Here is a 24849-nt window from a genome sequence, read left to right as displayed (position 1 = left end):
ATGGACATGACCCTGAGCCCGATCTCCCGCCGCCTTTCCCTCGGCCTGGCCAGCGCATTGCTGCTGGCCGCACTGCCGGCCGCCGCCCAGCAGGCCGGACCGGCACCGTCACCCGCACCGATCCGCTGTGAGGCCGACAGCTGCCGCAACGATGACGGCCTGCTGCTGCGCATCCGCGATGACAGCGCCGATGCGCTTCCGCTGCCGGGCCGCGCCGGGCCGGTGGGGACCGACGTCGTGCCGATGTCGCCGGCCGTCACGCCGGATGTCGCCGCGCGCGGTGGCCAGTTCATGGCCGAGCTGCCCAACGGTGGCGTGGTGTGGGCCACCGAAGACCCGACCATGGTGCCGCCCAGCCTGAGCGTGCAGGCCGCGGCCACCGTGCCGTTCGAAAATGGCCGGGTGATCCGCCCGCTGCGGTTCCACAGTTACAACAACTACGCCTCGTTCATCCAGAAACTGGAGGTAACGCTGTATCGCGGTACCGATACCGATCTGGTCACGCCGCTGGCCCGCATCGAGCTGCCGGCCGACTACGTTGGCGACGCCGAATGGAGCGGTGAGCTGCCAGCGCAGATCAAGCTGCGCACCGGCGATGAGCTGATCTACGTCGCACGTGCGTACGGCGCCGGCGGCGCCTTCGATGAAACGCGCCTGCAGCGCATCCAGCTGGTCACCCCGGCCGATTTCGACCGTGGCCTGCAGGTCACCCGCGAGAACGTGCAGAAGACGTTGGGCCAGGCACTCGATGGCGACAGTGCGCAGGACCTGCAGCTGAGCAACAGCATCTACGGGCAGAGCATGCTGCGCCTGCAGAACATTCCCATCCACGGCTCGCGCGTGCGTCTGTACGGCCGCAACCTGGAGCCCAACAGCCGCGTGCGCATCAACGGCCAGGACTTCCCGGTCGATCTGGAGCAGAAGTTCGCGGCCGAGTTCCTCGAGCCGGTTGGCGAGCATCGGTACGACGTCAGTGTCGAATCCCGTGATGCGCCCTCCGCACAGCGGCAGCTGGATGTGGATGTCACCGGTCGCTACCTGTTCCTGGTCGCCATTGCCGATGTCACCGTCTCCAGGAACAGCGCCAGCGGCAATCTGCAGCCGCTCGCCGCCGATGATCGTGACGACGACAGTTTCCTCAGCGAGGGCCGGCTGGCGTTCTATCTGAAGGGCAAGCTGCGCGGCAAATACCTGGTGACTGCGCAGGCCGACACCCAGGACCGTGAGCTGAAGTATCTGTTCCGCGATTTCACCCAGGCCGACGCACAGGATGTGTTCCGTCGCCTCGACCCGGATCTGTACTACCCGGTGTATGGCGATGACTCCACCACCTACCGCGACGTGGATACGCAGGGGCGCTTGTACCTGCGCGTGGACTGGGACCAGAGCCAGGCCGTGTGGGGCAACTACGCCACCGGCATCACCGGCACCGAGTACGGCCAGTACGTCCGCTCGCTGTACGGCGGTGCATTGAACTGGCGCTCGCTGGAGGCCACGCCGCTGGGCGAGGCGCGCTCGCAGGTGAAGGTATTCGGCTCGGAGGCGCAGTCCGCGCCGGGCCACAGTGAATTCCTCGGCACCGGCGGCAGCCTGTACTACCTGCGCCACACCGATGTGCTGCCCGGCTCGGAGCAGGTCGTGCTGGAAGTGCGCGATCGCACCACCGGCCGCACCGAAACGCGCGCCACCCTGCAGGAAGGCGTGGACTACGAGATCGACAATCTTCAGGGGCGCCTGATCCTGACCCGTCCGCTGGCCCAGCTCACCCGCGAGAACGTGCGCAGCATCACCCGCGACATGCCGCTCGATGGCTACGACCAGTTGCTGCTGGTGGACTACGAATACGTGCCGCTTGGCTTCAGCAGCGACGACGTGACCTACGGTGCGCGTGGCCGCCAGTGGCTCGGCGACCACGTGGCGATCGGCGGTACCTGGATCGACGAGAACCGCAGTGGCGAGAACTACAGCCTCAAAGGCGCCGACCTCACCCTGCAGGCCGGGCGTGGCACCTACCTGAAGATGGAGCAGACCCGCACTGAAGCCACCGCCGCCCCGGTGTTCTATTCGGACAACGGCGGCCTGAGCTTCATCCGCCGCAACCCGTACGAAGGCCGGCGCTCGGGCACCGCCATCGCGGTGGAAGCGCGGGCCAACCTGCGCGAGCTGGGCTGGACCACGCAGGACTGGAGCCTGGGTGCCTGGTGGCGCGATGTGGATGCCGGCTTCTCGGTCGCGCGCCAGGACACCGGCCTGCCGATGCAGGAATACGGTGCCGAGTTCCTTGGCTACCTCACCGATGATTTCAGTCTGTACGGCCGCCACACCCGCACCGAGCAGGGCGAGTTGGCGTTGGAGCAGAGCCAGCTGACCGCCGAGTGGCGGCTGGGCAACGACGGCCAGCTGACCGGCGAACTACGCCGCGTGCGCGAAGAACAGGAACTGCAGAGCGTGGACGCACTGCTGGCCGCGATCGGGTACCGCCAGCGCTTCGGATCGTCATGGGAGCTGTACGGCACCGGGCAGGTGACCCTGGATGACGATGGCGGCGCGTACGAGAAGAACGACCTGCTCACCCTCGGCGCGCGGTATCTGTTCGGCGACCGCAGCAGTGTTGGTGCGGAAGTCAGCGGTGGCAGCCGTGGCCATGGTGCCAAGGTGGATGGCGAGTACCGCATGGCGCCCGACCACAGCCTGTACGGCAGTTACAGCTACAGCACCGACCGCACCGGCACCGATCCCTTGTTCGATACCGGCCTGCAGAGCGGCTGGACGCTGGGCCAGCGCTGGCGGTTGAGCAACCAGGTCAACGTCTACAACGAGAGCCAGTATCTGAAGGACCGTCGCCAGGACAGCGCCGGCATCGTGCATACCTTCGGCATGGATTTCTATCCCGCACAGGGCTGGAACCTGGGCTTCACGATCATGGATGGCGAGCTGGATTCCACCGTCGGCCGCGTCGACCGCCGTGCCTACAGCGTCAGTGGCGGGCGCACCGATGCGGTGGCGCAGTGGAACAGCAAGCTGGAGTACCGCCGTGACAGCGGCGCCGAGCAGCGCGAGCAGTGGGTGACCACCAACCGCCTGCTGTACAAGCTCAACGAAGACTGGCGCTTCGCGCTACGCGCCAACTATGCCGATACCGAAGACCGCATCGACCGCCTGGCCGATGCCAAACTGGTGGAGACCAACATGGGCTTTGCCTGGCGCCCGCATGACAACACGCGCTGGGCCGGCTTCGGCAAGTTCACCTATCTCTACGATGTCGCCTCGCTCGGGCAGGAGGGTGGCAACCTGTACGACCAGCGCTCGCAGATTCTCTCGCTGGAAGGCATCCGCCAGCTGGGCGCACGCTGGGAAGTGGCCGGCAAGCTGGCCTCGCGCTGGGGCGACTACCGCACCGGCCGTGGGGAAGGGGCCTGGCTGGACAGCCGTGCCGACTTCGCCGCGCTGCAGCTGCGTTATCGCCTGTTCGCCCACTGGGAAGGCCTGGCCGAGCACCGCTGGCTGAAGGTGCGCGACGGCGGCGTGCGCAAGGGCTGGCTGGTGGGCGTGGACCGCCGGGTCGGGGAGAACTTCAAGGTCGGGGTGGGCTACAACTTCACCGAGTTCAGCGATGACATGACCGAGCTGAAGTACGACCAGAAGGGGTTCTTCCTGAACATGGCCGGGTATTACTAGCGTCGGTCAGGCCTGCCACGCATGGCGTGGATTACGGCTTCGGTGGGCTTGGGCCTGCCACGCATGGGGTGGAATGGGCTCCGGTGAGTTCGGGCTGCCACGCATGGCGTGGCACTACCGGGGACCGCGGTGTTGGCGGTTGGCTTCGTGGGGGGAGGGGGCGCAGGGGGTAGAGCCAGGCCATGCCTGGCTGAACTGCCGACAACCTTTCCGGCCTGAATGGGCGCTTCCGGCAGCCCGTTCAGCCAGAAAACACGCGCCAGCCCCCAATTCATCCCTCTATCTTGTTGATTTCATGGGAGTTGATGGGTTGTTTCCGGCCTCTCGCCACTGTCATCATTTCGCGGTACGTTAGACGTGCAATCTGTACCAGCATCCCATCAACAGAACGCTGGAACTTCTTTCCCCTTTAGCAGTCCAATTCCGGGACTGCTAAGATGAGTGCTATGAGCCAGAACACCTCTACTGCCCTTGTGGCAAACAATCTCCCGATTCCCAGTGCGCTCGGTTCGCTGGACGCCTACATCGGTGCCGTGCACCAGATCCCGGTGCTGTCGGTCGATGACGAGCAGGACCTGGCCCGCCGCTTCCGCGACGAGCTGGATCTGGACGCCGCGCGCGAGCTGGTCCATTCCCACCTTCGCTTCGTGGTGCACGTCGCCCGTGGCTACAACGGCTACGGCCTGGCGCTGGGCGACCTGATCCAGGAAGGCAACATCGGCCTGATGAAGGCCGTGAAGCGCTTCGACCCGGACATGGGCGTTCGCCTGGTGTCGTTCGCGGTGCATTGGATCCGTGCGGAAATGCACGAGTTCATCCTCAAGAACTGGCGCATCGTCAAGGTCGCCACGACCAAGGCGCAGCGCAAGCTGTTCTTCAACCTGCGCAAGTCCAAGACCCGCCTGGGCTGGATGAACGCGGCCGAGGTCAGCGCGGTGGCCAAGGACCTGAACGTGTCCGAGCGCGAAGTGCTCGAGATGGAGTCGCGCCTGTCGGGTCGCGATATCGGTTTCGATCTCTCCAGCGATGACGATGACGATCATGCACCGCCGTCGCCGGCTGCCTATCTGCGCGCCAACGAAGAAGATCCTTCGATGGCGTATGAGCGGATGGACAGTGAAGACAATCAGTTGCAGCTGCTGCGCGAAGGCATGGCCGAGCTGGATGCGCGTTCGCGCGACATCATCCGCCGTCGCTGGTTGGACGCGGACAGCAAGGTGACGCTGCAGGAGCTGGCCGATGAGTACGGCGTGTCCGCCGAACGCATCCGCCAGGTCGAAGCGAATGCCCTGAAGAAGATGAAGGCGCTGTTTACTGCGTGATGCAGTGACTGGCGTGGTCACGCGAAAAGGCCCGGCGTGATGCCGGGCCTTTTCTGTTCTGGCAGCGCTGCACCCGTGTTTGCCCACTGATCTTTCCGACAGCCGGGCACGCCACGTGCTGATGTTCACGCCGTACCACTCAGTGGCACGGTATGATCATGCAACGTGTCTTCCGCACCCGGAGCTTCAACCGCAGCCTGCGAAGGTCTGCGCTCACCGCCGAGGCCCTGTGCCGCGCGGTCGATGAGATGCGTCGAGGCCTGGTGGATGCTGACCTGGGCGGTGGCATCTTCAAGAAGCGGGTGCGGTTGCCTGGTCGTGGTAAGCGCGGGAGTGTCCGGACCATCATCGCGGCCCCGGTGGGCACCAGTTGGTTCTTCCTGTTTGGCTATGAGAAGAACGAGCGCGCGACAATCAGCGCTACGGAACAGGATGCGCTCCAGTTGTATGCCTCGGAATTTCTGGGAATGAGCTTGACACAGTTGGATCACGCCGTGAAATGCGGCGACCTGCAGGAGATCTGTCATGACAAAGACCTCTGAACGCGGGCGCGCGAAGAGCCGACTTCTGGAGGCCGTGCACGATGCTGCCGTGCACCTGCACGCGCATGGGGTCATCGATAGGCGTCGATTGAGCTGCTACGACGCCTTGTGCCTGGAGCCGGTGCCCGCATACAGCAGCGCCCAGATTCGTGCACTTCGCACGTCGCTTGCGCTCAGCCAGCCGGTATTCGCAGGCGTTCTCAACACCAGCGTTTCAACGGTGCGCAGTTGGGAGCAGGGCGACAAGAAGCCCAGTGGGCCATCGCTGAAACTGTTGAACCTGATCGACCGGAAAGGCCTCGACGCCGTCCTCTAGAACAACGGCCCGGCAATGCCGGGCCGTTGCGCTGTACGGCAGCCGTCGCTGCCCTTGACCCGCCTCAGCCCCGCTCGCGCGCGATCGCCCGCCAGCCGATATCACCGCGGTGGAACTCATGGGCCCAGTGGATGGCACCGACGCCGGCGTAGGCGTTGCGCTGTGCTTCGCCCACCGTGCCGCCCAGTGCAGCCACGCACAGCACGCGTCCGCCGGCACTGAGCACCTGGCCCTGCGCGTCCAGCGTGGTGCCGGCATGGAACACCTTGGCCGTCGCGGCGACAGCGTCCAGGCCGTGGATCACGTCACCGGTGATCGGCGTCTCCGGATACGGCGAGGCCGCCATCACCACGCCCAGCGACGGGCGCGGGTCCCACTGCGCCTCCACGGTATCCAGGCGCTCGTCGATCGCCGCTTCGACCAGATCCACCAGATCCGACTGCAGGCGCAGCATCACCGGCTGGGTTTCGGGATCGCCAAAGCGCACGTTGAATTCGATCACCTTCGGCGCGCCGCTGGCATCGATCATCAGGCCCGCATAAAGGAAGCCGGTGAACGGAATGCCGTCGGCGAGCATGCCCTGCACGGTCGGGTTGACCACCTCACGCATCACGCGCGCATGTACTTCATCGGTCACCACCGGGGCTGGCGAGTACGCGCCCATGCCGCCGGTGTTGGGGCCGGTGTCGCCGTCGCCGACGCGCTTGTGGTCCTGCGAGGTCGCCATCGGCAGCGCGGTCCTGCCGTCCACCATCGAGATGAAGCTGGCTTCTTCGCCGTCCAGGAATTCTTCGATCACCACGCGGGCGCCGGCATCACCGAACGCATTGCCGGAGAGCATGTCGCGCACCGCGTCCTCGGCCTCGGCCAGCGTCATCGCCACGATCACGCCCTTGCCGGCGGCCAGGCCATCGGCCTTGACCACGATCGGGGCGCCCTTCTCGCGCAGGTAGGCCAGCGCCGGCTCGACCTCGGTGTGCACGGCGTAGAACGCGGTCGGGATCTTGTGGCGGGCCAGGAAGTCCTTCGCATACGCCTTGCTGCCTTCCAGCTGCGCGGCGGCGGCGGTGGGCCCGAAGATGCGGTGGCCGGCGGCGCGGAAGCGATCGACCACACCGGCCACCAGCGGCACTTCCGGGCCGACCACGGTCAGGCCGATGCCTTCGGTACCGACCAGTGCCAGCAGGCCGTCCAGGTCGTTGACCTTGACGTCCACGTTGCGGCACTTGGGTTCGGTCGCGGTGCCTGCATTGCCGGGGGCGACGATGACCTCGCGGACCTTCGCGGACTGGGCCAGCTTCCAGGCCAGGGCGTGTTCACGGCCGCCAGCGCCGATGACCAGGATCTTCAATGCAGTTCTCGCGTAAGAGGGCAGGAACGTGATTTTACGCGGTGCGGGCGGCGGGTGCATTCGGGCGGTCGGCTGCCGTGGCAACCCACGGCCTCAGCTGTCAGCGCAGCCGTCGCGCTGCAGGTCGTCCGGCACCGGATAGGCGCGCTGCCGCGCATCGAAGATGAGATGGTAGAACCCGGTCGCAGGTCCCGTGCAGTCGTGGCCGCTGGCACGCACCGTCAGCGGCCAGTAGCCCTCCACGGCGTTGCTGTCGCCCACGGTCGTGTTGAAGTCGACCGCGAACACGCCCTCGCCGCAGTCGGCCGGATTGCCGTCACAGCCGTGCAGGGCAAGGTTGTCGAGGTGATCGCGGTACCGGGCGACATCGCGCAGGCGATGGTTGTGTTCGGCGATGTAGCTGCGCCAGACGCGCCGATGGCCGCGCCGGTGTTCCTCATGGGTGATCTGGAACGCGCGGCGCTGCGGGCCGAGCTGCGCGATCTGGACCGTGCCGGGTGAACCGTGGCGCCCGTACTGCCCCTGCAGGCGCTGGGCCATGACCAGCAGCGGATCATCGGCGGGCAGCTGCGCGAAGAAGCCGCCCCGGTTGGTTCCTTCCTCGTCCGTACCCACGCGCAGCACGTACAGATCGACCCGGCCCGGCTCGACCGTGGCGGCATCGTCCAGAGTCTGGCACACCGCCAGCAGGGTCTGTTCCTGACCGTCGGCCGTGGCCGTGTCACGCGCGCACACACGGCGGGTGACCGGGCGAAGTGCCTCCACCTCGGTGTCCTCCCACGCATCCTTCCACGGTGCATCCAGTGCGGCCTTGTCGCCATAGCGCAGGCGCAGGAAGGCCTGCAGGCGCTGGGTGTGATCGCCCCTGACGCGGATCGTGTCTTCTGGCTGCGCCGTGGTGTCGAGCACACGGTGCGGTTTGGCGGGCTCGGAAGACGCCCCCGGTTCACTGGCAGGCGTGCACCCCAGCAGCCCCGCAGCAGTGGCCATGACCACCGCTGCGAGGCGATTGCGGCGCGAGGACGACATCCGTGTCGATGCCACCATCAGTGACGGAAGTGACGGACGCCGGTGAACACCATCGCCAGGCCATGCTCGTCGGCGGCGGCGATCACTTCGTTGTCGCGCATCGAGCCACCCGGCTGGATCACCGCCTTGATGCCGGCGGCAGCGGCGGCATCGATGCCATCGCGGAACGGGAAGAACGCATCGGAGGCCATCACCGAGCCTTCCACCACCAGGTTCGCATCGGCGGCCTTGATGCCGGCGATGCGCGCCGAGTACACGCGGCTCATCTGGCCGGCGCCGACACCGATGGTGCGGTTGTCCTTGGCGTAGACGATCGCGTTGGACTTGACGAACTTGGCGACCTTCCAGGCGAACAGCAGATCGGCGAACTGCTTCTCGGTCGGCGCCAGCTTGCTCACCACGGTCAGTTCGTCGCGGCTCATGCCGCGGTTGTCGGCACTCTGCATCAGCAGGCCAGAACCAATCCGCTTGGTGTCGTAGTTGTTGAGGCCTTCGCCATGCGGAATGCGCAGCACGCGCACGTTGGCCTTTCTGGTCGCGTATTCCAGCGCGGCCGGCTCGTAATCCGGAGCGATCAGTACTTCGACGAACTGGCGGTCCAGGATCACCTTGGCGGTGGCCGCGTCCAGCGGCTGGTTGAAGGCGATGATGCCGCCGAAGGCACTGGTCGGGTCGGTCGCATAGGCCAGCTCGTAGGCATCGCCGTTGCCGGCGCCCACGGCCACGCCGCACGGGTTGGCGTGCTTGACGATCACGCAGGCCGGCACGTCGAACTGACGCACGCATTCCCACGCGGCATCGGCGTCGGCCAGGTTGTTGTAGCTCAGTTCCTTGCCCTGCAGCTGCTGGAAGGTGGCCAGCGTGCCCGGCACCGGGTACAGGTCGCGATAGAACGCGCCGCTCTGGTGCGGGTTCTCGCCGTAGCGCAGATCCATCACCTTCACGAAGTTCGAATTCAACTGGGCCGGGAACTCCGCGCGCACGGGCACGGCGGTGTCGGTGGTGGTCACGGCCGAGAGGTAGTTGCTGATCGCCGCGTCGTACTGGGCCACGCGGTTGAACGCGGCGACCGAGAAGGCGAAGCGCTTGGCGGCCGACAGCTTGCCGTCGTTGGCGTCCAGTTCGGCCAGCAGTTCGGCGTACTGCGACGGATCGGTCGCCACCGCCACGCGGGCGAAATTCTTCGCGGCCGAACGCAGCATCGCCGGGCCACCGATGTCGATGTTCTCCACGGCGTCTTCGAGGGTGCAGTCCGCCTTGGCGGTGACCGACTCGAACGGATACAGGTTCAGCACCAGCAGATCGATCGCGCCGATGCCGTGTTCGGCCATGACGGCGTCATCCAGCCCGGCGCGGCCGAGCAGGCCGCCGTGCACCATCGGGTGCAGGGTCTTGACCCGGCCATCCATCATTTCCGGGAAGCCGGTGACGTCGGCGACATCTTTCACTGCCAGGCCGGCCTCGCGGATCGCCTTGGCGGTCCCGCCGGTGGAGAGCAGCTCCACGTTGCGCGCGGCGAGGGCGCGGGCCAGGTCGATCAGACCGGTTTTGTCGGAAACGGACAGCAGGGCCCGGCGCACGGGCAGCAGATCGGAACTCATGGGGGCAGGAGATCGAAGCGGAGCGGGGCCATATTGTAGGCCAGTGGCGCTGGCATGGCCGCGTTGGTGGTCACCACGACGGCCGTTGGGCCCCTGAAACGACGAAGGCCGGTACCGAGGCGTGCTCGATCCGGCCTTCTTTCCCTCGGGCACGACGCGCGCGCCCGGCCCGGCATCAGGTGGTGATGCCGTATTCCTTCAGCTTCTTGCGCAGGGTGGCGCGGTGGATGCCGAGCATCGAAGCAGCGCGGCTCTGGTTGCCTTCGCAATGGTTGAGCACTTCCACGAACAGCGGGATCTCCATCTCGCGCAGCACGATCTCGTAGACATCGTCCGCATCGCAGCCATCCAGGTCCCGCAGGTAGCGCCTGACCGACTGGGCCACGTGTTCGCGCAGGGGTGGCTTGGGCGCGCCACGACTGTTGTCAGGACGAGAAAGGACAGCGTTCAAGGAGTTTCCCGGTGCAAGAGCCGGGGCGGACAACAGCCCACGGCGGAATGATGATGGGGTCAGTCTAGCGCGTGCGTCGGCCGCCTGCCACGCTCTGGCAGCCCGGCGGTGCCTCAGAGGAACTCAAAGGTGAATGCGACCGTAGACGCCGCAGGCTCCCGCACCCGGAAGGCGATCTGTGCGCTCTGGCCCGGTTCCAGCGTGGCGGCCGGGTCCGTCGCGCGATCCAGATAGTCGGCCGGCGCGAACACATTGGTGCCGATCACGCGGCCATCGGCATCGGACAGGGACAGCCGCAGCGACGGCCAGGCCTGGGCCCAGCGCGCATCGTTGCGGATGCTCGCCTGCACCTGCAGCGCGCCGGCCACGCCGGCAACGGGGCGTACATCGCGGCTGAGCATGCTGAAAGCGGTCGGCTCGCGCCAGGCCGGCAAGGCGCAGCGCAGCACGCTGCACAGCCCGGCAATCCAGGGCCGCGTGCCGGCATCGGCAGCCAGCCGGGCGCGGTCGGCCACCGCGATCTGCACCAGCAGCAGCGCGGCCAGCCCGGCAACCATGCCCCACTGCCAGCGTGGCGTGCGCAGGCGCGCACCGGGCCGGCGCAGGAAACTCGGCGTGGTGATCGCGTCGGCTGGCGGCAGGGCAGCCGTGGCCGGGGTGCGTGCGTCCCCGCCCGGGGCGCGCCCGTCATCGGGCAGCGCTGTCGAAGGCGATGGCGATGGCGCTGGCGCCTGCCCGACCGGCGCGGCTGCGGGCGCCGCGTCGGCGACGAACCGGCGTGCGGCATCAGTGTCGGAGTCGACCCCGATGCCAGGTGCCGGCGCGGACGGCTGCGGCGCATGCAGCGGCTGTGCATCGATCACCTGTTCCACCGCCAGCGGCGCGATGCGATCGCCCACGGACGTCATCGACGGCGCAGGCGGCGTGTCATCGGGTGCGGCCGGACGATCCGCCGGTTCGGCCGGGGCCGGCGCAGACGGACGCAGGAACGTGGCGAGCGGGCGTCGCGGCGGCATCGGAGGCTCGGACATGGGCACGGGACCGGGCAGGGGACGGGCTATTCAAGCACGGCGGACGCCGGTGATGCGCATCCAGTCGCCATCCTGTGCCACGGCCAGCTGCTCGAAGGCCGGGGCATAGCGCTCCAGCAGTTCACCTTCCTGCCCGTGCAGGATGCCCGACAGCGCGATGCGACCGCCCGGGGCGACGCGCGCGGCCAGCACATCGGCCAGTGCATCCAGCGCCGAGGCGAGGATGTTCGCCACCACGACCGGGTACGTGGCCTGCGGTTCGTCCGCCGGCAGATAGACCTGCACCCGGTCCTGAAGACCATTGCGCTCTGCGTTGTCACCGGTGGCGATCACCGCCTGCGGGTCGTTGTCCACGCCCACCGCGCGGGCAGCCCCCAGCTTCAGCGCCGCCAGGGCGAGGATGCCCGAGCCGCAGCCGAAATCGAGCACGGTGTTGCCGGCCAGCGCGCCTTCGGTGGCCAGCCCGTCCAGCCAACGCAGGCACAGCGCGGTGGTGGGGTGGGTGCCCGAGCCGAACGCCAGGCCCGGGTCCAGGCGGACCACGGCGGCATCCTCGGCCTGCGCGGCCTCCGGCAGGTCGTGGTTCCACGGCACGATCCAGGTGCGGTCGCCGAAGGCCATCGGCTGGAACTGGTCGATCCAGGCGCGTTCCCAGTCTTCGTCGGCCACGGCGCGGAAGCTGGCATTGGCCCAGTCCAGGCCCGGATCGAAGGCGTCCAGCGCGGCCAGCAGGGCCAGCGCATTGGTGTCGCCCGGGAACAGCGCGGTCAGCACCAGGTCGTTCCACAGTGGCGTCTCGCCCACGCCCGGCTCCAGGATCGCGCGCTCGTTGCTGGTGTCGGCATCGGCATCAAGCAGGGTCACCGCCAGCGCGCCCACGTCGTCCAGCGCATTCTCATAGCGCGGCTGGGTGGCTTCGGTGCAGTGCAGGGTGAGTTCCAGGAAGGGCATGGGGGCAGGGGACCGGCGGAAAACCGTGCATGTTAGACCAGTGCGGGCCGATGGTCCCGGCGGCCGCGCGGCGCGGGCGTCTCGCCGGCCGGTAAGATTGGCCTGACAGCCGGTTCAGACAGCCTCGCGGGCGCTTGCTAAACTTGGCGTTCTGCTGTCAACCGCTGACAGCCTGTGACGTCCTGCCCATGGCGCTCGTGCCGACCCTGAAAACCTGGTTGCTGGTCGTACCGGCCCTGGCGTTGCTGGGGGTGGTGGGCTATCGCGCGGGCGATCGGGTGCTGCACGCCGAACCGGCCACCTCGCAGGTGGATGGGCCGCAGGCCGGCGAGGCCACCAGCGCGGTTCCGGCCGAAGCGCGGCAACTGGCCCGGCGTCTGCTCGGCAGCGAGCGCGGCACCGCGGTGGCCTCGGGCCTTCCGCTGGACCTGCGCGCGGATATCGAAGGCGACACCGACCTGTTCGCCTACGCGCAGCGGTTGCAGTTCCAGGCCGCCAATGGCAACGCCGAGGCCGGGTGGATGGTGAGCCGGGTGTACGACTACTGCGCCATGTACGCGATGGACCCGGGCGGTTACCAGCTCGACAACACCCTGCTCACCGGCATGGGCATGAGCGCCTCGGCACCGATGGTCGCCGCGCGCGAGCGCGTGTCGCGCCGCTGCGCGGGCTTCGTCAGCAGCGATAATCTCGGCCGCCCGTTGATCCTGACCCAGCGTCTGGAGGCGGCCAAGGCCGGCAACCTGGCTGCGGAGGCGTCGCTGTTCGCCCAAGGTCACCCGCTGGAAACCGCCCCGGCCTATCGTCGCGGCCTGGTCGAGCGCGTGATGGATTCGCGCGATCCGGAAGCCTTCATGGCGCTCGCGCCAGGCATGGGTCAGCGCGCCAGCGGGGACAGCGCGATGAGCGGCCTGGTGGCCGGCGACCAGTTCAGCGAACTGGCCTGGCGGCTGGCGGCCTGCGAACTGGGCATGGCCTGCGGTCCGGACAGTGTGCTGATGAACAATTTCTGCGCGAACGGAGGGATCTGTTCGCAGAACGGTGGGCAGGACTTTGCCACTTTTGTGTATGACGCCGCGGTATCGCGGCAAGGTGCGGGGAAAATGAACGTGTTGGTCGAAGAGCTGGTCAAGCAGAGGAATGGGCGATGAATTACCGTCGAATCCTGCACGGTGCGAAATTCTGGTTCTGGGTCGCGTTGTTCGTCGCGTACTCGGCCGGAGCAGTGGGCCTGGTGATGATCGATACCTACGATGATCGTTACCGAAGCCTGTCCAAGGTGCAGTTGACCTCGGTCAAGGCCGATGCCGAAGTGCGTCGTGCCGGTGCCAGTCAGGTCGCTGCGGTGTATCGCGCGCAGAGTGGCATGCCGTTCGCTTCGTTGCCGGCCGGCAGCACCTTCCAGGTGGTGTGGCCGGATGGTTCCACCGAGACGATGGTGATCGTCGATCCGACCTCGTCGCTGGGCGTGGAGCCGGTGAAGAATTCGCAGGTTACCGCGGCCGATACCGCCAAGCGGTAAGCACGCGCGGCATGGCCCCGCCCTGCGGGGCCGCAGCGTGCCTTCGCCATGGCTCGGGTCAACCAAATCCGGGTTGGCGCCACCGGCATCGCGGGCCATGGCAGCCCGGTTCGCGCAAACAAAAAGGCGGGGAAATCCCCGCCTTTCTGTTGTCCAGCGTCCCGCGCAAGCGATCAGGTCAACGCGATCGACTTGTTCTTGCGTTCGGCCAGGCGCTTTTCCAGGTAATGGATGTTCTGTCCACCGGCCTGGAAGCCCTTGTCGCGCATGATGCGCTGCTGCAGCGCGACGTTGGTCTTGATGCCGTCCACGACCAGTTCGCTCAGCGCCACGCGCATGCGCGCGATCGCAGTCTCGCGATCCGGGCCGTGCACGATCAGCTTGCCGATCATCGAGTCGTAGTTCGGCGGCACGCGGTAACCACTGTAGATGTGGGTATCCACGCGCACACCGGGGCCACCCGGCGGATGGAACGCGGTGATCTGGCCCGGGCTCGGCACGAAGGTTTCCGCGTCTTCGGCGTTGATGCGGCATTCGATCGCGTGGCCGGTCAGCACCACGTCGCTCTGCTTGATGCTCAGCTTCTGGCCGGCGGCGATGCGCAGCTGCTCGCAGACCAGGTCGATGCCGGTCACCATCTCCGTCACCGGATGCTCCACCTGCACGCGGGTGTTCATTTCGATGAAGTAGAAGCGGCCGTCTTCGAACAGGAACTCGAAGGTACCCGCGCCGCGGTAGCCGATACGGATGCAGGCTTCCACGCAGACCTTGCCGATCTCGTCGCGCAGTTCGGCGGTGATGCCCGGTGCCGGCGCTTCCTCCACCACTTTCTGGTGGCGGCGCTGCATGGAGCAGTCGCGTTCACCGAGGTGGATGGCGTTGCCCTGGCCGTCGGCAAGCACCTGGATCTCCACGTGGCGCGGATTCTCCAGGAACTTCTCCATGTAGACCTGATCGTTGCTGAAAGCGGCCTTGGCTTCGGACTTGGTGGTCTCGATCGCCGCCTTCAGCGAGGCCTCGGCATGCACCACGCGCATGCCACGACCGCCACCGCCACCGGAGGCCTTGATGATGACCGGGTAGCCGATCTCACGGGCGATCTTGGTGTTGGCCACGATGTCGTCGGTCAGCGGGCCGCCCGAGCCGGGCACGCACGGCACGCCGGCCGCCTTCATCGCGCGGATCGCTTCCACCTTGTCGCCCATCAGGCGGATGGTGTCGGCCTTGGGGCCGATGAAGATGAAACCGGATTCTTCCACGCGCTCGGCGAAGTCGGCGTTCTCCGAGAGGAAGCCGTACCCCGGGTGGATGGCCTGCGCGTCGGTGACTTCCGCCGCAGCGATCAGGGCCGGGATGTTGAGGTAGCTCTCCGAGGACGGTGCCGGACCGATGCAGACCGACTCGTCGGCCATGGCCACGTGCTTGAGGTTGCGGTCGACCGTGGAATGCACAGCCACCGTGCGGATGCCCAGGGTATGGCACGCGCGCAGGATGCGCAGCGCGATCTCCCCTCGGTTGGCAATAACGACTTTGTCGAGCATGGACTAATCCTTAGCCGATCACGAACAGCGGCTGGTCGAATTCGACCGGCTGGCCGTTTTCGCCCAGGATGGCGACGATGGTGCCGGAAACATCGGCTTCGATCGGGTTGAACATCTTCATCGCTTCGATGATCGCCAGCGTTTCACCGGCCTTGACGGCCTGGCCGACCGACACGAAGGCCGGCTTGTCCGGCGAGGACGAGGCGTAGAACGTGCCCACCATCGGCGCGCGCAGCACGTGGCCGTCCGGCAGGGCGTTGCCGGCCTTGGCGGTGCCACCGGTGGAGGCTTCGGTCGGCGACTGCATCGGCATCGCCGGGGCAGCGGCCTGGGCCGGTGCCGGGGCCATCATCATCTGCGGCTGGGCCTGCACCATGCCGTAGCCGGAGACGGGCGCGCGCGACAGGCGCACGGACTCTTCGCCTTCCTTGATTTCGATTTCGGCGAGGTTCGACTCTTCCAGCAGGTCGATCAGCTTCTTGATTTTGCGGAGATCCATAGGGGCCTCTGTGGTCTTGATGTCAGTGGAGAGGGGAAAGCGCGGTGCGCTCGGGTCAAAGCAGTTCGTAGAAATCGCGCAGCTGCCGCGTACGGTCGCGCGCGAGGGTGGTCAGGCAATGCATCTGCGCGCCATTGCGCGAAGTGCCATCGGCGTTGAAGGCGTAGACCGCGTCGCAGTCGTGGTCGCGCAGCTGCATCCACGCGCGCTGGGCCAGGACCAGCTGCTTCTCGGCATCGGCGCAGTGCGTGCAGGCGCCTTCGGCAGCCTGGCTGCGCAACTGCTGGCGCGCCTGGGCATACACCGCGTTCAATTCGGTATCGGCCTCGCTGGCCACATCCGAGGCGCACAGGTCTGATTCCATGGTGCCGCTCGGCTGCGCGCAGTCGATGCCTTCCGCGCTGCGATCAGCGGCGATGGCGGCGCCACACAGGCAGCCCCACAGCGCGACGCTGGCCAGGACCCGCGGCAGCGTCATCACGCCGAAGCGGCCGCCAGCCGGGTCAGCGCTGCATCCATCGCGTAGCGATAGCTGTCCGCACCGAACCCACAGATCACCCCGACCGCCTTGTCGCTGAAATAGCTGTGCTGGCGGAAGGGCTCGCGTGCATGCGGGTTGGACAGATGGATCTCGATGAAGGGCAGGTCCACCGCGGCCAGCGCATCGCGCAGGGCCACCGAGGTGTGGGTGAACGCTGCCGGGTTGATCAGGATGAAGGCGGTGCCGTCGTCCCGGGCGGCCTGCACGCGGTCCACCAGCACGTGCTCGGCGTTGGACTGCAGGCTCTCCAGGGCATGGCCGGCGGCCTGCGCCCGGGCCAGCAGGGCCTGGTCGATCTGCGCCAGCGTGGTGTGCCCATAGACCCCCGGCTCGCGCGTGCCGAGCAGGTTGAGGTTGGGGCCATGCAGGACCAGCAGTTTCGCCATGGGTGCCGAACAACAGGAAAGGGCGGAGTCTGGCGGAACTGGTGGATCGTGTCCAGTTCGGCGAAGTTACGCGTGTTTCAAGCGATTGTTTGAAATTCGCGTGCGATCCCTGTCCCAGCACGGCATGCCGGCGTCGGGATCACCGCACCTCCGCCAGCACCGCGCGCACCCGCAGCGCCAGATCTTCCAGCGTGAAGGGCTTGCCGATCACGTGGACTGCGGGGTCCAGCACCCCATCGTGTTCCAGCGCATTGCGGCTGTAGCCGGTGGTGAACAGCACTTTCAGGTCGGGCCGCCGTTTGAGGGCTTCGTCGGCCAGTTGCCGGCCGTTGACCTCCGGCATCACCACATCGGTGAACAGCAGCGCGATGTCCGGATGCTGCTCGAGCAGCGCCAGCGCGCCGGCTGCACTGTCGGCGGCAAGGACCGGGTAGCCCAGTTCGCTCAGCGCCTCGATGGAAAACTGTCGCACGCCCGGTTCGTCTTCCACGACCAGGACCAGCTCGCGGCCACCGCTCAGCGGGCGACTGTCCGCCGGTGCTGTCGAAGGACCCGCGTCGATGTCCCCCTCCCGGCGCGGGAGATACAGCGCCACCGTCGTTCCCTTGCCGAGCGAGGAATGGATCTTCACGTGCCCGGCCGATTGGCGGACGAAGCCGTACACCTGTGACAGGCCCAGCCCGGTGCCCTGGCCGACCTTCTTGGTGGTGAAGAACGGATCGAAGGCCTTGGCGATCACCTCCGGTGGCATGCCGCCGCCGTTGTCGGCCACGGTGATCAGCACGTACTCACCGGTGGGCACGTCGGCACGCATGGCGTCTGCGGCAGAGGCGATCCGGCAGTTGGCCGTTTCCACCACCAGCCGCCCGCCGCCCGGCAGCGCGTCGCGCGCGTTGACGGCCAGGTTGAGGATCACGTTCTCCAGCTGATTGGCATCGGCGAAGGTGCACCACACCTGCGCGGCCAGCACGGTCTCCAGGCGAATGTTGCTGCCCAGCGAATGCACCAGCAGGTCCGACATCCCGGCGATCAACCGGTTCACGTCCAAGGGCACCGGCTGCAGGGGCTGTTGCCGGGAAAACGCCAGCAGGCGCTGGGTCAGCTGCGCGGCCCGGGTCGCGCCGTCGATGGCCATGTCGATGTAGCGCTTGGCGCGCGGATCGCTGTCGCCCATGCGCATCGAAAGCAGGTCCAGCGGGCCGATCACGGTGGCGAGCATGTTGTTGAAGTCGTGCGCGATGCCGCCGGTCAACTGGCCCACCGCCTCCATCTTCTGGCTTTGGCGCAGGGCATCTTCCACGCGCGTGCGCTCGGCGACCTCTTCGAGCACGCGGCTCTCGAGGTGTTCGTTCAATTCATGCAGGCGTGCGTCGGCGAGCTTGCGCGCCGTGATCTCGATCGCCACGCCGACCACCCGCACGCAGCGGTCGCCTTCGAAATGGCCACGCCCCTTTGCCGCCACCCAGCGCACGACACCGTCTTCCTTGCCGACGGTGCGGTACTCCACGTCGTAGAGCGCGCGCCGGGCCGGGTCGGCCGCGGCGGCGAAGGCCGCGAAGGTTGCCTCGCTGTCATCGGGATGGATGCCGTCGTAGAAGTCGCGCAACGTCACTGCCACCCCGGGCGAGATGCCGAACATCGCCTTGGTCCGTGCCGGCCAGATCAGTTCATCGCGGACCAGGTCGACATCCCAGAAGCCCATGTCACCGGCCTCGGTGGCAAAGCGCAGGCGTTCCTCGCTCTTGGCCAGCGCAGCTTCGGCGGTGTTGCGGACGGTCAGGTCGAGCATCGCGCCGATCATCCGCAGCGGCTCACCCACGCCGCCACGCAATACGGTGCCGCGGTCGAGCACCGGCGCAAAGCTGCCATCGGCGCGCCGGAACCGGTACTCGCTGTTCCAGCCCGTCCCGCCGCCTTCGATCACCGCATGGATGTCGGCATCGACGCGCGCACGGTCATGGGGATGGATGTGGTCCAGCCACCACTGCGCCGTGGTCTCGGCCAGGGGATGGCCGAACAGGGTGGTGAGCGCCTCGTTCCAGATCACATGGCCATCGGAGATCCGCCAGTCCCAGATCGCATCGTTGGTGGCCTGGGCGGCCAGCCGATAGCGCTCCTCCACTTCCAGGTGGCGGGCCTCGGCGGCCTTGCGGTCGGTGATGTCCAGCGAGGTGCCGACCAGGCCGACCACGGTGCCGTCGGCGTCACGCAACGGTGACTTGGTCGACAGCCAGTAGGCGCGCCGGCCATCGGGAAAGCTCACTTCCTCTTCAAGCTGCTCGGTCTGCCCGCTGGCCATGACCCGCTCGTCGGTGGCCATGACCGTGGCGGCCTGGGCAGGGTCGTTCAGCAGTTCGGCATCGGTGCGGCCCACGTACACTTCCGGCGGCAGGCCGATGAGGTCGGTGGTGCCGCGGTTGCCGATCAGGATCCGGCCCTGGCGGTCCTTGGCATACACCACGCCGGGCGCTGCCTCGACGAAGGAGCGCAGCAGGGTCTGTGCCTGGTCCCGCTCGGCTTCGATCCGGCGGCGTTCGTCGATATCGATGAGCACGCCGGGGAAGCCGATGGCCTCTCCCTGCGCATCGAGATCCACCCGGCCGATCGCTTCGATCCAGCGGTACGCGCCGTCCGGGCCGCGGGTACGGTACTGGTGCGCATAGCGACCGCCCCGGCGGACCGCCTCGGCGATCGCATCGGCCAGGCCGGCGCGGTCGTCGGGATGAACGGCGGCGACCACCTGTTCCAGCCGCAGTTCGGTGCGCGCCAGGGCAGGGTCCAGGCCATGGGCGAGGGCGAGGGCATCGTCCACCGTGAGGTTGTCCCGGGCCACGTCCCAGAACCAGGTGCCGATGATCGCGCCGGCGGCCAGCGCCATCTTGACGCGCTCGGAATCCCGCTCGCGGTGGGAGCCGGGGGAAGGTGAAGAACTCAAGCGGTACCTGCGATCGGCGGGGGGCGGGTCCGGAACCCGGTGGCCCGTACTGCAGGCGACACGGGGCGGCAACGATAGGGTATCGCTGCCGGGCGCCGCTTTGGAACACCCCCCCGTTCGCCCCCGCTGCCCGGGCTGGATCCCGTCGGTCGCCCGTGGCTCCGGCTCGATCAGGGGATCAGGCGCGCCGCCCGCAGGCGGGCGAACAGGTCGAAGAACGCATCGTCGCTGGGCTGGTAGTCCAGGAAGCCCATCCGGCGGCTTTTGGACATGTCCGTGATCACCTCCAGCGGGCGCCCGAGATCGGCATCGGTGTGCCAGGGCGAGATCAGCCGATGGATATCCGGCTCTGCCAGACCGTGCGTGGCGGCCAGTGCGGACCAGGGCGCGGCATCGTCGGCCATCTGCGCCGCCAGCGGCCGCACGTGGCCACTGAAGGGTACGGCCTCGATATCGAACCACGCCGCGATCCGGCCCCACATCCAGCGCCACCGGAACACATCGCCGTTGACCACGTTGAAGGCCTGGTTGGCGGCGGCCGGTGTCTGCGTGGCCCACAGCAGATGACGCGCCAGCAGCCCGGCATCGGTCATGTCGGTCAGCCCCTCCCATTGGGCGAGCGAACCGGGGAACTGGAACGGGCGCCCGGTGTGCCTGCACAGGCTCGCGTGCACGGCCAGGGTCGTGCCCATGTTCATCGCATTGCCCACCGCCGCGCCGATCACCGTGTGCGGACGGTGCACGCTCCACTGGAAGCCATCGCGGGCGGCGGCGGCAAACACCTCGTCCTCCTGCGCGTAGTAGAAGTTGTCCACGGGCAGGCGCGGTTGTTCTTCACGGAAGGGCGTCTGCGGCAGGTTGCCCTGCGCGTACGCCTCGAACGGGCCGAGGTAGTGTTTCAGGCCCGTCACCAGCGCTACGTGCTGCACTGTGCCAGCCGGCGCCAGGGCCTGCAGCAGGTGACGCACCATCGCGCCGTTCACCCGGATGTTCTCGGCCTCGTTGGCCTGCCGGGACCAGGTAGTGATGAACACGTGCGTGGGTGCCAGTCCGGACAGCGCGGCGCGCGTGGCCTGCGCATCGTGCAGGTCGGCACAGACGCCGTGGGCGCCGGCGGGCAGCGAATCGGGCCGACGGGCCAGGCCGTGAACTTCCCAGCCCTCCTGCAGCAGCCGTTGTATCAGTGCACTGCCCACGATGCCCGTTGCACCGACCACCAACGCTTTCTGCCTCACGATGTCGCCTCTTTCATTGCTTTACAGGCGCACACCTTAGGATATCCAGGTACGCCTCGAAAGAAGGCACCAAACGGTAACCACACATGAAAACGGGTACTCCCGAAGAGCACTGGCGAGAGGATTGCGCCCCCCGGCGGGTGCTGGAGCTGTTCAGCACCAAGTGGACCTCGATGGTGCTGCACACCCTGGCCGTGCGGCATGACGGTACCGCCCGCAGCAACGCGCTGCACCGCAGCCTGCCGGCCGTCTCCAAGAAGATGCTGATCCAGACGCTGCGTGACATGGAGCATGCGGGAATCGTGCTGCGCACCGAGTACCCCACCGTGCCGCCCTCGGTGGACTACACGCTGACCCCGCTGGGGCGCCAACTGGTCGAACCGATCGAACTGATCTACGACTGGGCGCGCCGCAATGCTGGCGCCCTGGACGCGTTGCAGCCGCGCGCGACCTCACGTCGGCGCTGAGCAGGGCAGGCCAGCCGGATCGGGCAGAGTACGGCTCCCCTCCAGCGGATCGGTCACCAGGACCACGCCGCCCGGCTGCTGGTCCTTGAAGAAGGCGTCAGCTTCGCGGGCCAGCGCCTCGGTTCGGGCCGGGGCAGCGTTCGTTGCCGCAGCGGAGCCGGTCATCACCAGTGCCGATGCCATCAGCACAACACCCAGAATCTTCATGCGTCCTCTCCTTCAGTAGATGGGAGAAGCGTAGGGGTGGCCCTGCGATCACATGGAGCGATATATGACCTGCGGTCAGGGACGGGATCCAATGGCGGCCTGACCGGATGAGCGGTCAGTGCTGCGGGGTGACCCGCAGCCCACGCAGCAGCAGGTCGAGCGCCGCCACGCTCTGTGCCAGCCGCGCATCGCCATCATCGCCATCGGCGATCCAGAACGCGGCCTCGGCCAGGCTGCCGTACACCAGCGAGGCGAGGGCCTGCGGGTTGGCCTCGGCGACCATGCCCTGATCGATCAGGGCGGCGAGCAGGCGCTGCATGGAATCGATGCAGTGGCGTTGCGATTCCGGCGAGGCACCGCCGAGTACCGCGCGGGCATCGCGCAGGACGACGCGTTGGATGGTCGGCTCCAGCGCCATCTCCAGATACCCGGTGCAGCGCAGGCGAAACCCCTCCCAGGGATCGGCTGCAGCATCGGAGATCGCGTTCAGACGCTCGTCCATCTCGGCGTCGATCTGCTCCACCACCGCCGCGAGCAGGCCCTGCTTGTCGCCGAAATGGTGATACAGCGCGCCACGGGTCAAGCCGGCCTGCGCGGTGAGGTCATCCATGGAGGTGTCGGCGTAGCCGCGCGCGCTGAAGAACGCGCGGGCGGTGGCCAGCAGCGTGGCGCGGGTCTGCTCCATCTCGGCGCGGGTGCGGCGAACCATCGTCATCTCCTGGCATACGGGGCGGATGATTGTTTACATCCGGTGCGTATGTATATAGTATTTTAAACATACGATGTGTATGTAAATGGGTGAGCATGCCCATGGAGAAGAGGTTGAACCGCCCCTATCGCGATCTGTTCGCTGCGCCCGGCACGGCCGGCTTCACCCTGGCCGGCCTGCTGGCGCGGCTGCCCCTGCCGATGACCGGGATCGGCATCATCGCGCTGCTGTCCCAGGTGCGCGGCAGCTATGCGCTGGCCGGCGCGGTCGCGGCGACCTTCGTGCTCACCTATGCACTGGTGTCTCCGCAGGTCTCGCGCCTGGTGGACCGGCAGGGGCAGCGCCGGGTACTGCCGATGGCGACCGGCATCAGCGTGATCGGCCTTCTGCTCCTGCTCGGCGGCTCGTGGTACCACGCCCCGGTCGCGCTGCTGTTCGTCGGTGCACTGCTCGCCGGTGCCATGCCCAGCCTGTCGGCGATGGTGCGCGCGCGCTGGACGGCGCTCTACCGCGGTCAGCCGCGCCTGCAGACGGCGTACTCGCTGGAAACGGTGTTCGATGAAGTGACCTTCATTGCCGGGCCGCCGCTCTCCGTCGGTCTGGCGGTCTCGCTGTTTCCGCAGGCCGGCGTGCTTGCCGCGGCCATGCTGCTGCCGATCGGCGTCTTCGCCCTGGTCGCCCAGCGCAGGACCGAGCCGCCCATCGAGGCCGTGCCATCGACCGGCGAGCACTCAGGGTCCGTGATCGGCCTGGCAAGCGTGCGCTGGCTGGCGCTGCTGATGGTGGCGATGGGGGTGATCGTGGGCACCATCGATATCGTCAGCGTCGCCTACGCGGCGCAGTTGGGCCAGCCGGCCGCGGCGAGCCTGGTGCTCTCTGCGTATGCGGCCGGGTCCTGTCTGTCCGGGGTCCTGTTCGGCGCACTCAAACTGAAGGCGCCACTGCATCGCCTGGTGCTGCTGGGTGGAATGGCGACTGCCCTGACGACCGTGCCGCTGCTACTGGTCGGCAGCATCGGCTCACTTGTGGCGACGGTGCTCGTGGCCGGCGCCTTCTTCGCACCGACGATGATCGTGGCGATGTCGCTGATCGAGCAGCAGGTACCGGCGCGCCAGCTCACCGAGGGCATGACCTGGCTGCTGGCGGCGCTGAACGTGGGCGTGGCGCTGGGCGCGGCGATGTCAGGCTACGGAGTGGATGCGTACGGCGCGCGCGCTGGATTCCTGCTGGCGGTCACTGCCGGCGGTGCGGTGCTGCTGGCGGCCGTGGTCGCGTATCGACAGTTGCGGCCGCGCGACGACCGCGACCTGGGGGAAGGCTGATGCGCACGCACGTGGAATCGACATCGCCGCGCGCGTGGTGGGCGGTCACCGCCGCCAGTCTGGCCACCTTCTCGGTCGTCACCACGGAAATGTTGCCGGTAGGGCTGCTGACGTCGATCGCCGACGCATTGGGAACGAGCACCGGCACCGCAGGCGTGATGGTCTCGCTGCCCGCACTGCTGGCAGCGCTGTTCGCACCGCTGGTGGTGATCAGCGCCGGCAGCGTGGATCGCCGCACGCTGCTGTGCGCGCTGCTGGGGATTCTGGTCATCGCCAACCTGGTCTCCGCGCTGGCACCGACCCTGGCCTGGATGCTGGCAGCCCGCGTGCTGGTCGGGCTCTGCATGGGCGGCATCTGGGCCATTGCCGGCGGCCTGGCGGTGCGGCTGGTGGCCGCCCGATCGGTTGGCCTGGCAACATCGCTCATCTTCGGCGGCGTGGCGGCGGCGTCGGTACTGGGCGTTCCACTGGGTGCGCTGATCGGTGAACTGCTGGGATGGCGCTGGGCGTTCGGCAGCATGGCGCTGTTGGGAGGTGCCGTACTCGTCCTGCATATGGCCGTCATGCCCCGGCTGCCTTCGTCCGGTGCGACCCCCCTGCGTCAATTCGGGCACGCGCTGGGCAACCGCGGGCTGCAGCTCGGGCTGATGCTGACCTTCCTGCTGGTGGCCGGACACTTCATCGCCTTTACCTTCGTGCGGCCGCTGCTGCTGTCGGTGTCGGGCTTCGACGCGCGCTGGGTCGGGCTGTTGTTGTTCGGCTACGGCGCCGCCGGGATGGCAGGCAACTTCATCGCCGGCATCGTGGCAGCACGACGTACCCCGCTGACGGTGTCGCTGATCGCGGCGGGCCTGGTGCTGGCCCCGTTGCTGTTCCTGTCCATCGGCGATTCCCGCCTGGGCGGCGCCATGGCGCTGCTGGCGTGGGGGCTGGCCTACGGCGGGGTATCGGTGGGCCTGATGACGTGGATGATGAAGGCCGCACCAGGGGCGGTGGAGGTCGCCTCCTCGCTCTACGTCGGCGCCTTCAACATCGGTATCGCATCCGGGGCATGGATGGGGGGCCAGGCACTGGACCAGTATGGCCTGACCGCCAATCTCTGGCTCGCCGGAGGCTTCGCGGTCGCGGCGGTGGTGGTGTGCATTGCCGGCCGCCGGATGCAACCGGCGCAACGGGATACCGGCAAGCCCTCAGGCGCACTGTGACAGTGCGG

At 67.6% G+C, this 24849-nt stretch carries 23 protein-coding genes; 9 read left to right on the top strand and 14 right to left on the bottom strand.

Annotated elements, in window-relative coordinates; all coding sequences use genetic code 11:
* From BIZ42_RS07815 to BIZ42_RS07800, 4 genes are all read left to right on the top strand, one after another.
* A complete protein-coding gene (locus BIZ42_RS07815; RefSeq protein WP_237393571.1) occupies window positions 1-3678 on the top strand; it encodes a TonB-dependent receptor in 3678 nt (1225 codons plus the stop codon).
* Window positions 3679-4124: 446 nt separating this feature from the next.
* Complete coding sequence (gene rpoH, locus BIZ42_RS07810) at window positions 4125-5000, top strand: RNA polymerase sigma factor RpoH (protein WP_019183519.1); 876 nt, start codon at window positions 4125-4127, stop codon at window positions 4998-5000.
* A gap of 152 nt (window positions 5001-5152) precedes the next feature.
* Complete coding sequence (locus BIZ42_RS07805) at window positions 5153-5542, top strand: type II toxin-antitoxin system RelE/ParE family toxin (RefSeq protein WP_083279815.1); 390 nt, start codon at window positions 5153-5155, stop codon at window positions 5540-5542.
* Entirely contained in the window at window positions 5526-5858 is a 333-nt protein-coding gene (locus tag BIZ42_RS07800) for a DNA-binding transcriptional regulator (protein WP_019183521.1), read from the top strand. Before BIZ42_RS07805 ends, BIZ42_RS07800 begins: the two co-directional genes overlap by 17 nt.
* A 64-nt stretch (window positions 5859-5922) precedes the next feature.
* Here BIZ42_RS07800 and purD read toward each other — a convergent pair whose 3' ends face one another.
* The 6 genes from purD to prmA all read right to left on the bottom strand — a co-directional run bounded on the left by purD (window position 5923) and on the right by prmA (window position 12272).
* A complete protein-coding gene (purD, locus tag BIZ42_RS07795) occupies window positions 5923-7209 on the bottom strand; it encodes a phosphoribosylamine--glycine ligase (protein ID WP_070426082.1) in 1287 nt (428 codons plus the stop codon).
* Window positions 7210-7302: 93 nt separating this feature from the next.
* A complete protein-coding gene (locus BIZ42_RS07790; protein WP_070426081.1) occupies window positions 7303-8238 on the bottom strand; it encodes a hypothetical protein in 936 nt (311 codons plus the stop codon).
* Window positions 8239-8255: 17 nt separating this feature from the next.
* A complete protein-coding gene (purH, locus tag BIZ42_RS07785; protein ID WP_070426080.1) occupies window positions 8256-9839 on the bottom strand; it encodes a bifunctional phosphoribosylaminoimidazolecarboxamide formyltransferase/IMP cyclohydrolase in 1584 nt (527 codons plus the stop codon).
* A gap of 175 nt (window positions 9840-10014) precedes the next feature.
* On the bottom strand, window positions 10015-10290 hold the full coding sequence (gene fis / locus BIZ42_RS07780; RefSeq protein ID WP_026069829.1) for a DNA-binding transcriptional regulator Fis: 276 nt from the start codon (window positions 10288-10290) through the stop codon (window positions 10015-10017).
* A gap of 113 nt (window positions 10291-10403) precedes the next feature.
* Complete coding sequence (locus BIZ42_RS07775; protein WP_070426079.1) at window positions 10404-11321, bottom strand: DUF3426 domain-containing protein; 918 nt, start codon at window positions 11319-11321, stop codon at window positions 10404-10406.
* Window positions 11322-11351: 30 nt separating this feature from the next.
* Window positions 11352-12272 (bottom strand): 50S ribosomal protein L11 methyltransferase, encoded by a 921-nt coding sequence (gene prmA, locus BIZ42_RS07770; protein ID WP_019183527.1) that lies wholly within the window; start codon window positions 12270-12272, stop codon window positions 11352-11354.
* Between the two features lie 188 nt (window positions 12273-12460).
* Between prmA and BIZ42_RS07765 the strand changes: the two genes are divergently transcribed.
* Together BIZ42_RS07765 and BIZ42_RS07760 are read left to right on the top strand one after the other, a co-directional pair.
* Window positions 12461-13423, top strand: coding sequence for a hypothetical protein (locus BIZ42_RS07765; RefSeq protein ID WP_070426078.1), 963 nt, complete (start codon window positions 12461-12463; stop codon window positions 13421-13423).
* On the top strand, window positions 13420-13794 hold the full coding sequence (locus tag BIZ42_RS07760; RefSeq protein ID WP_070426077.1) for a hypothetical protein: 375 nt from the start codon (window positions 13420-13422) through the stop codon (window positions 13792-13794). The genes BIZ42_RS07765 and BIZ42_RS07760 overlap by 4 nt, the downstream gene beginning before the upstream one ends.
* 173 nt (window positions 13795-13967) lie before the next feature.
* On the opposite strand, the gene accC is transcribed toward BIZ42_RS07760, so the two are convergent.
* From accC to BIZ42_RS07730, 6 genes are all read right to left on the bottom strand, one after another.
* Window positions 13968-15335 carry an acetyl-CoA carboxylase biotin carboxylase subunit gene (gene accC / locus BIZ42_RS07755; protein ID WP_019183530.1) on the bottom strand — a complete coding sequence of 456 codons (1368 nt, stop codon included), beginning with the start codon at window positions 15333-15335 and terminating at the stop codon, window positions 13968-13970.
* Window positions 15336-15345: 10 nt separating this feature from the next.
* A complete protein-coding gene (gene accB, locus BIZ42_RS07750) occupies window positions 15346-15834 on the bottom strand; it encodes an acetyl-CoA carboxylase biotin carboxyl carrier protein (protein WP_019183531.1) in 489 nt (162 codons plus the stop codon).
* Window positions 15835-15889: 55 nt separating this feature from the next.
* Complete coding sequence (locus BIZ42_RS07745) at window positions 15890-16312, bottom strand: lysozyme inhibitor LprI family protein (protein WP_070426076.1); 423 nt, start codon at window positions 16310-16312, stop codon at window positions 15890-15892.
* Window positions 16312-16761 (bottom strand): type II 3-dehydroquinate dehydratase, encoded by a 450-nt coding sequence (gene aroQ / locus BIZ42_RS07740; protein WP_070426075.1) that lies wholly within the window; start codon window positions 16759-16761, stop codon window positions 16312-16314. Before aroQ ends, BIZ42_RS07745 begins: the two co-directional genes overlap by 1 nt.
* Window positions 16762-16900: 139 nt before the next feature.
* On the bottom strand, window positions 16901-19696 hold the full coding sequence (locus BIZ42_RS07735; RefSeq protein ID WP_237393570.1) for a PAS domain-containing protein: 2796 nt from the start codon (window positions 19694-19696) through the stop codon (window positions 16901-16903).
* 170 nt (window positions 19697-19866) lie between these two features.
* On the bottom strand, window positions 19867-20934 hold the full coding sequence (locus BIZ42_RS07730) for an SDR family oxidoreductase (protein ID WP_216636723.1): 1068 nt from the start codon (window positions 20932-20934) through the stop codon (window positions 19867-19869).
* Window positions 20935-21017: 83 nt separating this feature from the next.
* On the opposite strand from BIZ42_RS07730, the gene BIZ42_RS07725 reads away from it, so the two are divergent.
* On the top strand, window positions 21018-21398 hold the full coding sequence (locus BIZ42_RS07725) for a helix-turn-helix domain-containing protein (protein WP_070426072.1): 381 nt from the start codon (window positions 21018-21020) through the stop codon (window positions 21396-21398).
* Here the strand turns inward: BIZ42_RS07725 and BIZ42_RS07720 are convergent.
* Both BIZ42_RS07720 and BIZ42_RS07715 read right to left on the bottom strand, forming a co-directional pair.
* Window positions 21384-21605 carry a hypothetical protein gene (locus BIZ42_RS07720; RefSeq protein WP_070426071.1) on the bottom strand — a complete coding sequence of 74 codons (222 nt, stop codon included), beginning with the start codon at window positions 21603-21605 and terminating at the stop codon, window positions 21384-21386. The two genes, BIZ42_RS07725 and BIZ42_RS07720, sit on opposite strands and share 15 nt — an antisense overlap.
* A gap of 115 nt (window positions 21606-21720) precedes the next feature.
* The gene (locus tag BIZ42_RS07715; RefSeq protein ID WP_070427477.1) at window positions 21721-22314 is read right to left on the bottom strand and encodes a TetR/AcrR family transcriptional regulator; all 594 of its coding nucleotides are present in this window, start codon (window positions 22312-22314) and stop codon (window positions 21721-21723) included.
* A gap of 113 nt (window positions 22315-22427) precedes the next feature.
* On the opposite strand from BIZ42_RS07715, the gene BIZ42_RS07710 reads away from it, so the two are divergent.
* Window positions 22428-23636, top strand: coding sequence for an MFS transporter (locus BIZ42_RS07710; RefSeq protein WP_156785707.1), 1209 nt, complete (start codon window positions 22428-22430; stop codon window positions 23634-23636).
* Window positions 23636-24841 carry an MFS transporter gene (locus BIZ42_RS07705; protein ID WP_070426069.1) on the top strand — a complete coding sequence of 402 codons (1206 nt, stop codon included), beginning with the start codon at window positions 23636-23638 and terminating at the stop codon, window positions 24839-24841. Before BIZ42_RS07710 ends, BIZ42_RS07705 begins: the two co-directional genes overlap by 1 nt.
* The last annotated feature ends 8 nt before the right edge of the window (window positions 24842-24849 follow it).

It is taken from the genome of Stenotrophomonas sp. LM091, from assembly GCF_001806305.1.
GTDB lineage: Bacteria > Pseudomonadota > Gammaproteobacteria > Xanthomonadales > Xanthomonadaceae > Stenotrophomonas > Stenotrophomonas bentonitica_A.
This window is presented reverse-complemented; position numbering and strand designations above follow the sequence as displayed.

Bases quoted from the DNA above. Each gene is read 5' to 3' on its own strand.
- BIZ42_RS07815 (WP_237393571.1), top strand. From the start codon at position 1: ATGGACATGACCCTGAGCCCGATCTCCCGCCGCCTTTCCCTCGGCCTG.
- rpoH (WP_019183519.1), top strand. From the start codon at position 4,125: ATGAGCCAGAACACCTCTACTGCCCTTGTGGCAAACAATCTCCCGATT.
- BIZ42_RS07805 (WP_083279815.1), top strand. From the start codon at position 5,153: ATGATCATGCAACGTGTCTTCCGCACCCGGAGCTTCAACCGCAGCCTG.
- BIZ42_RS07800 (WP_019183521.1), top strand. From the start codon at position 5,526: ATGACAAAGACCTCTGAACGCGGGCGCGCGAAGAGCCGACTTCTGGAG.
- BIZ42_RS07790 (WP_070426081.1), bottom strand. From the start codon at position 8,238: ATGTCGTCCTCGCGCCGCAATCGCCTCGCAGCGGTGGTCATGGCCACT.
- purH (WP_070426080.1), bottom strand. From the start codon at position 9,839: ATGAGTTCCGATCTGCTGCCCGTGCGCCGGGCCCTGCTGTCCGTTTCC.
- BIZ42_RS07775 (WP_070426079.1), bottom strand. From the start codon at position 11,321: ATGTCCGAGCCTCCGATGCCGCCGCGACGCCCGCTCGCCACGTTCCTG.
- prmA (WP_019183527.1), bottom strand. From the start codon at position 12,272: ATGCCCTTCCTGGAACTCACCCTGCACTGCACCGAAGCCACCCAGCCG.
- BIZ42_RS07765 (WP_070426078.1), top strand. From the start codon at position 12,461: ATGGCGCTCGTGCCGACCCTGAAAACCTGGTTGCTGGTCGTACCGGCC.
- BIZ42_RS07760 (WP_070426077.1), top strand. From the start codon at position 13,420: ATGAATTACCGTCGAATCCTGCACGGTGCGAAATTCTGGTTCTGGGTC.
- accC (WP_019183530.1), bottom strand. From the start codon at position 15,335: ATGCTCGACAAAGTCGTTATTGCCAACCGAGGGGAGATCGCGCTGCGC.
- accB (WP_019183531.1), bottom strand. From the start codon at position 15,834: ATGGATCTCCGCAAAATCAAGAAGCTGATCGACCTGCTGGAAGAGTCG.
- BIZ42_RS07745 (WP_070426076.1), bottom strand. From the start codon at position 16,312: ATGACGCTGCCGCGGGTCCTGGCCAGCGTCGCGCTGTGGGGCTGCCTG.
- aroQ (WP_070426075.1), bottom strand. From the start codon at position 16,761: ATGGCGAAACTGCTGGTCCTGCATGGCCCCAACCTCAACCTGCTCGGC.
- BIZ42_RS07725 (WP_070426072.1), top strand. From the start codon at position 21,018: ATGAAAACGGGTACTCCCGAAGAGCACTGGCGAGAGGATTGCGCCCCC.
- BIZ42_RS07720 (WP_070426071.1), bottom strand. From the start codon at position 21,605: ATGAAGATTCTGGGTGTTGTGCTGATGGCATCGGCACTGGTGATGACC.
- BIZ42_RS07715 (WP_070427477.1), bottom strand. From the start codon at position 22,314: ATGGTTCGCCGCACCCGCGCCGAGATGGAGCAGACCCGCGCCACGCTG.
- BIZ42_RS07705 (WP_070426069.1), top strand. From the start codon at position 23,636: ATGCGCACGCACGTGGAATCGACATCGCCGCGCGCGTGGTGGGCGGTC.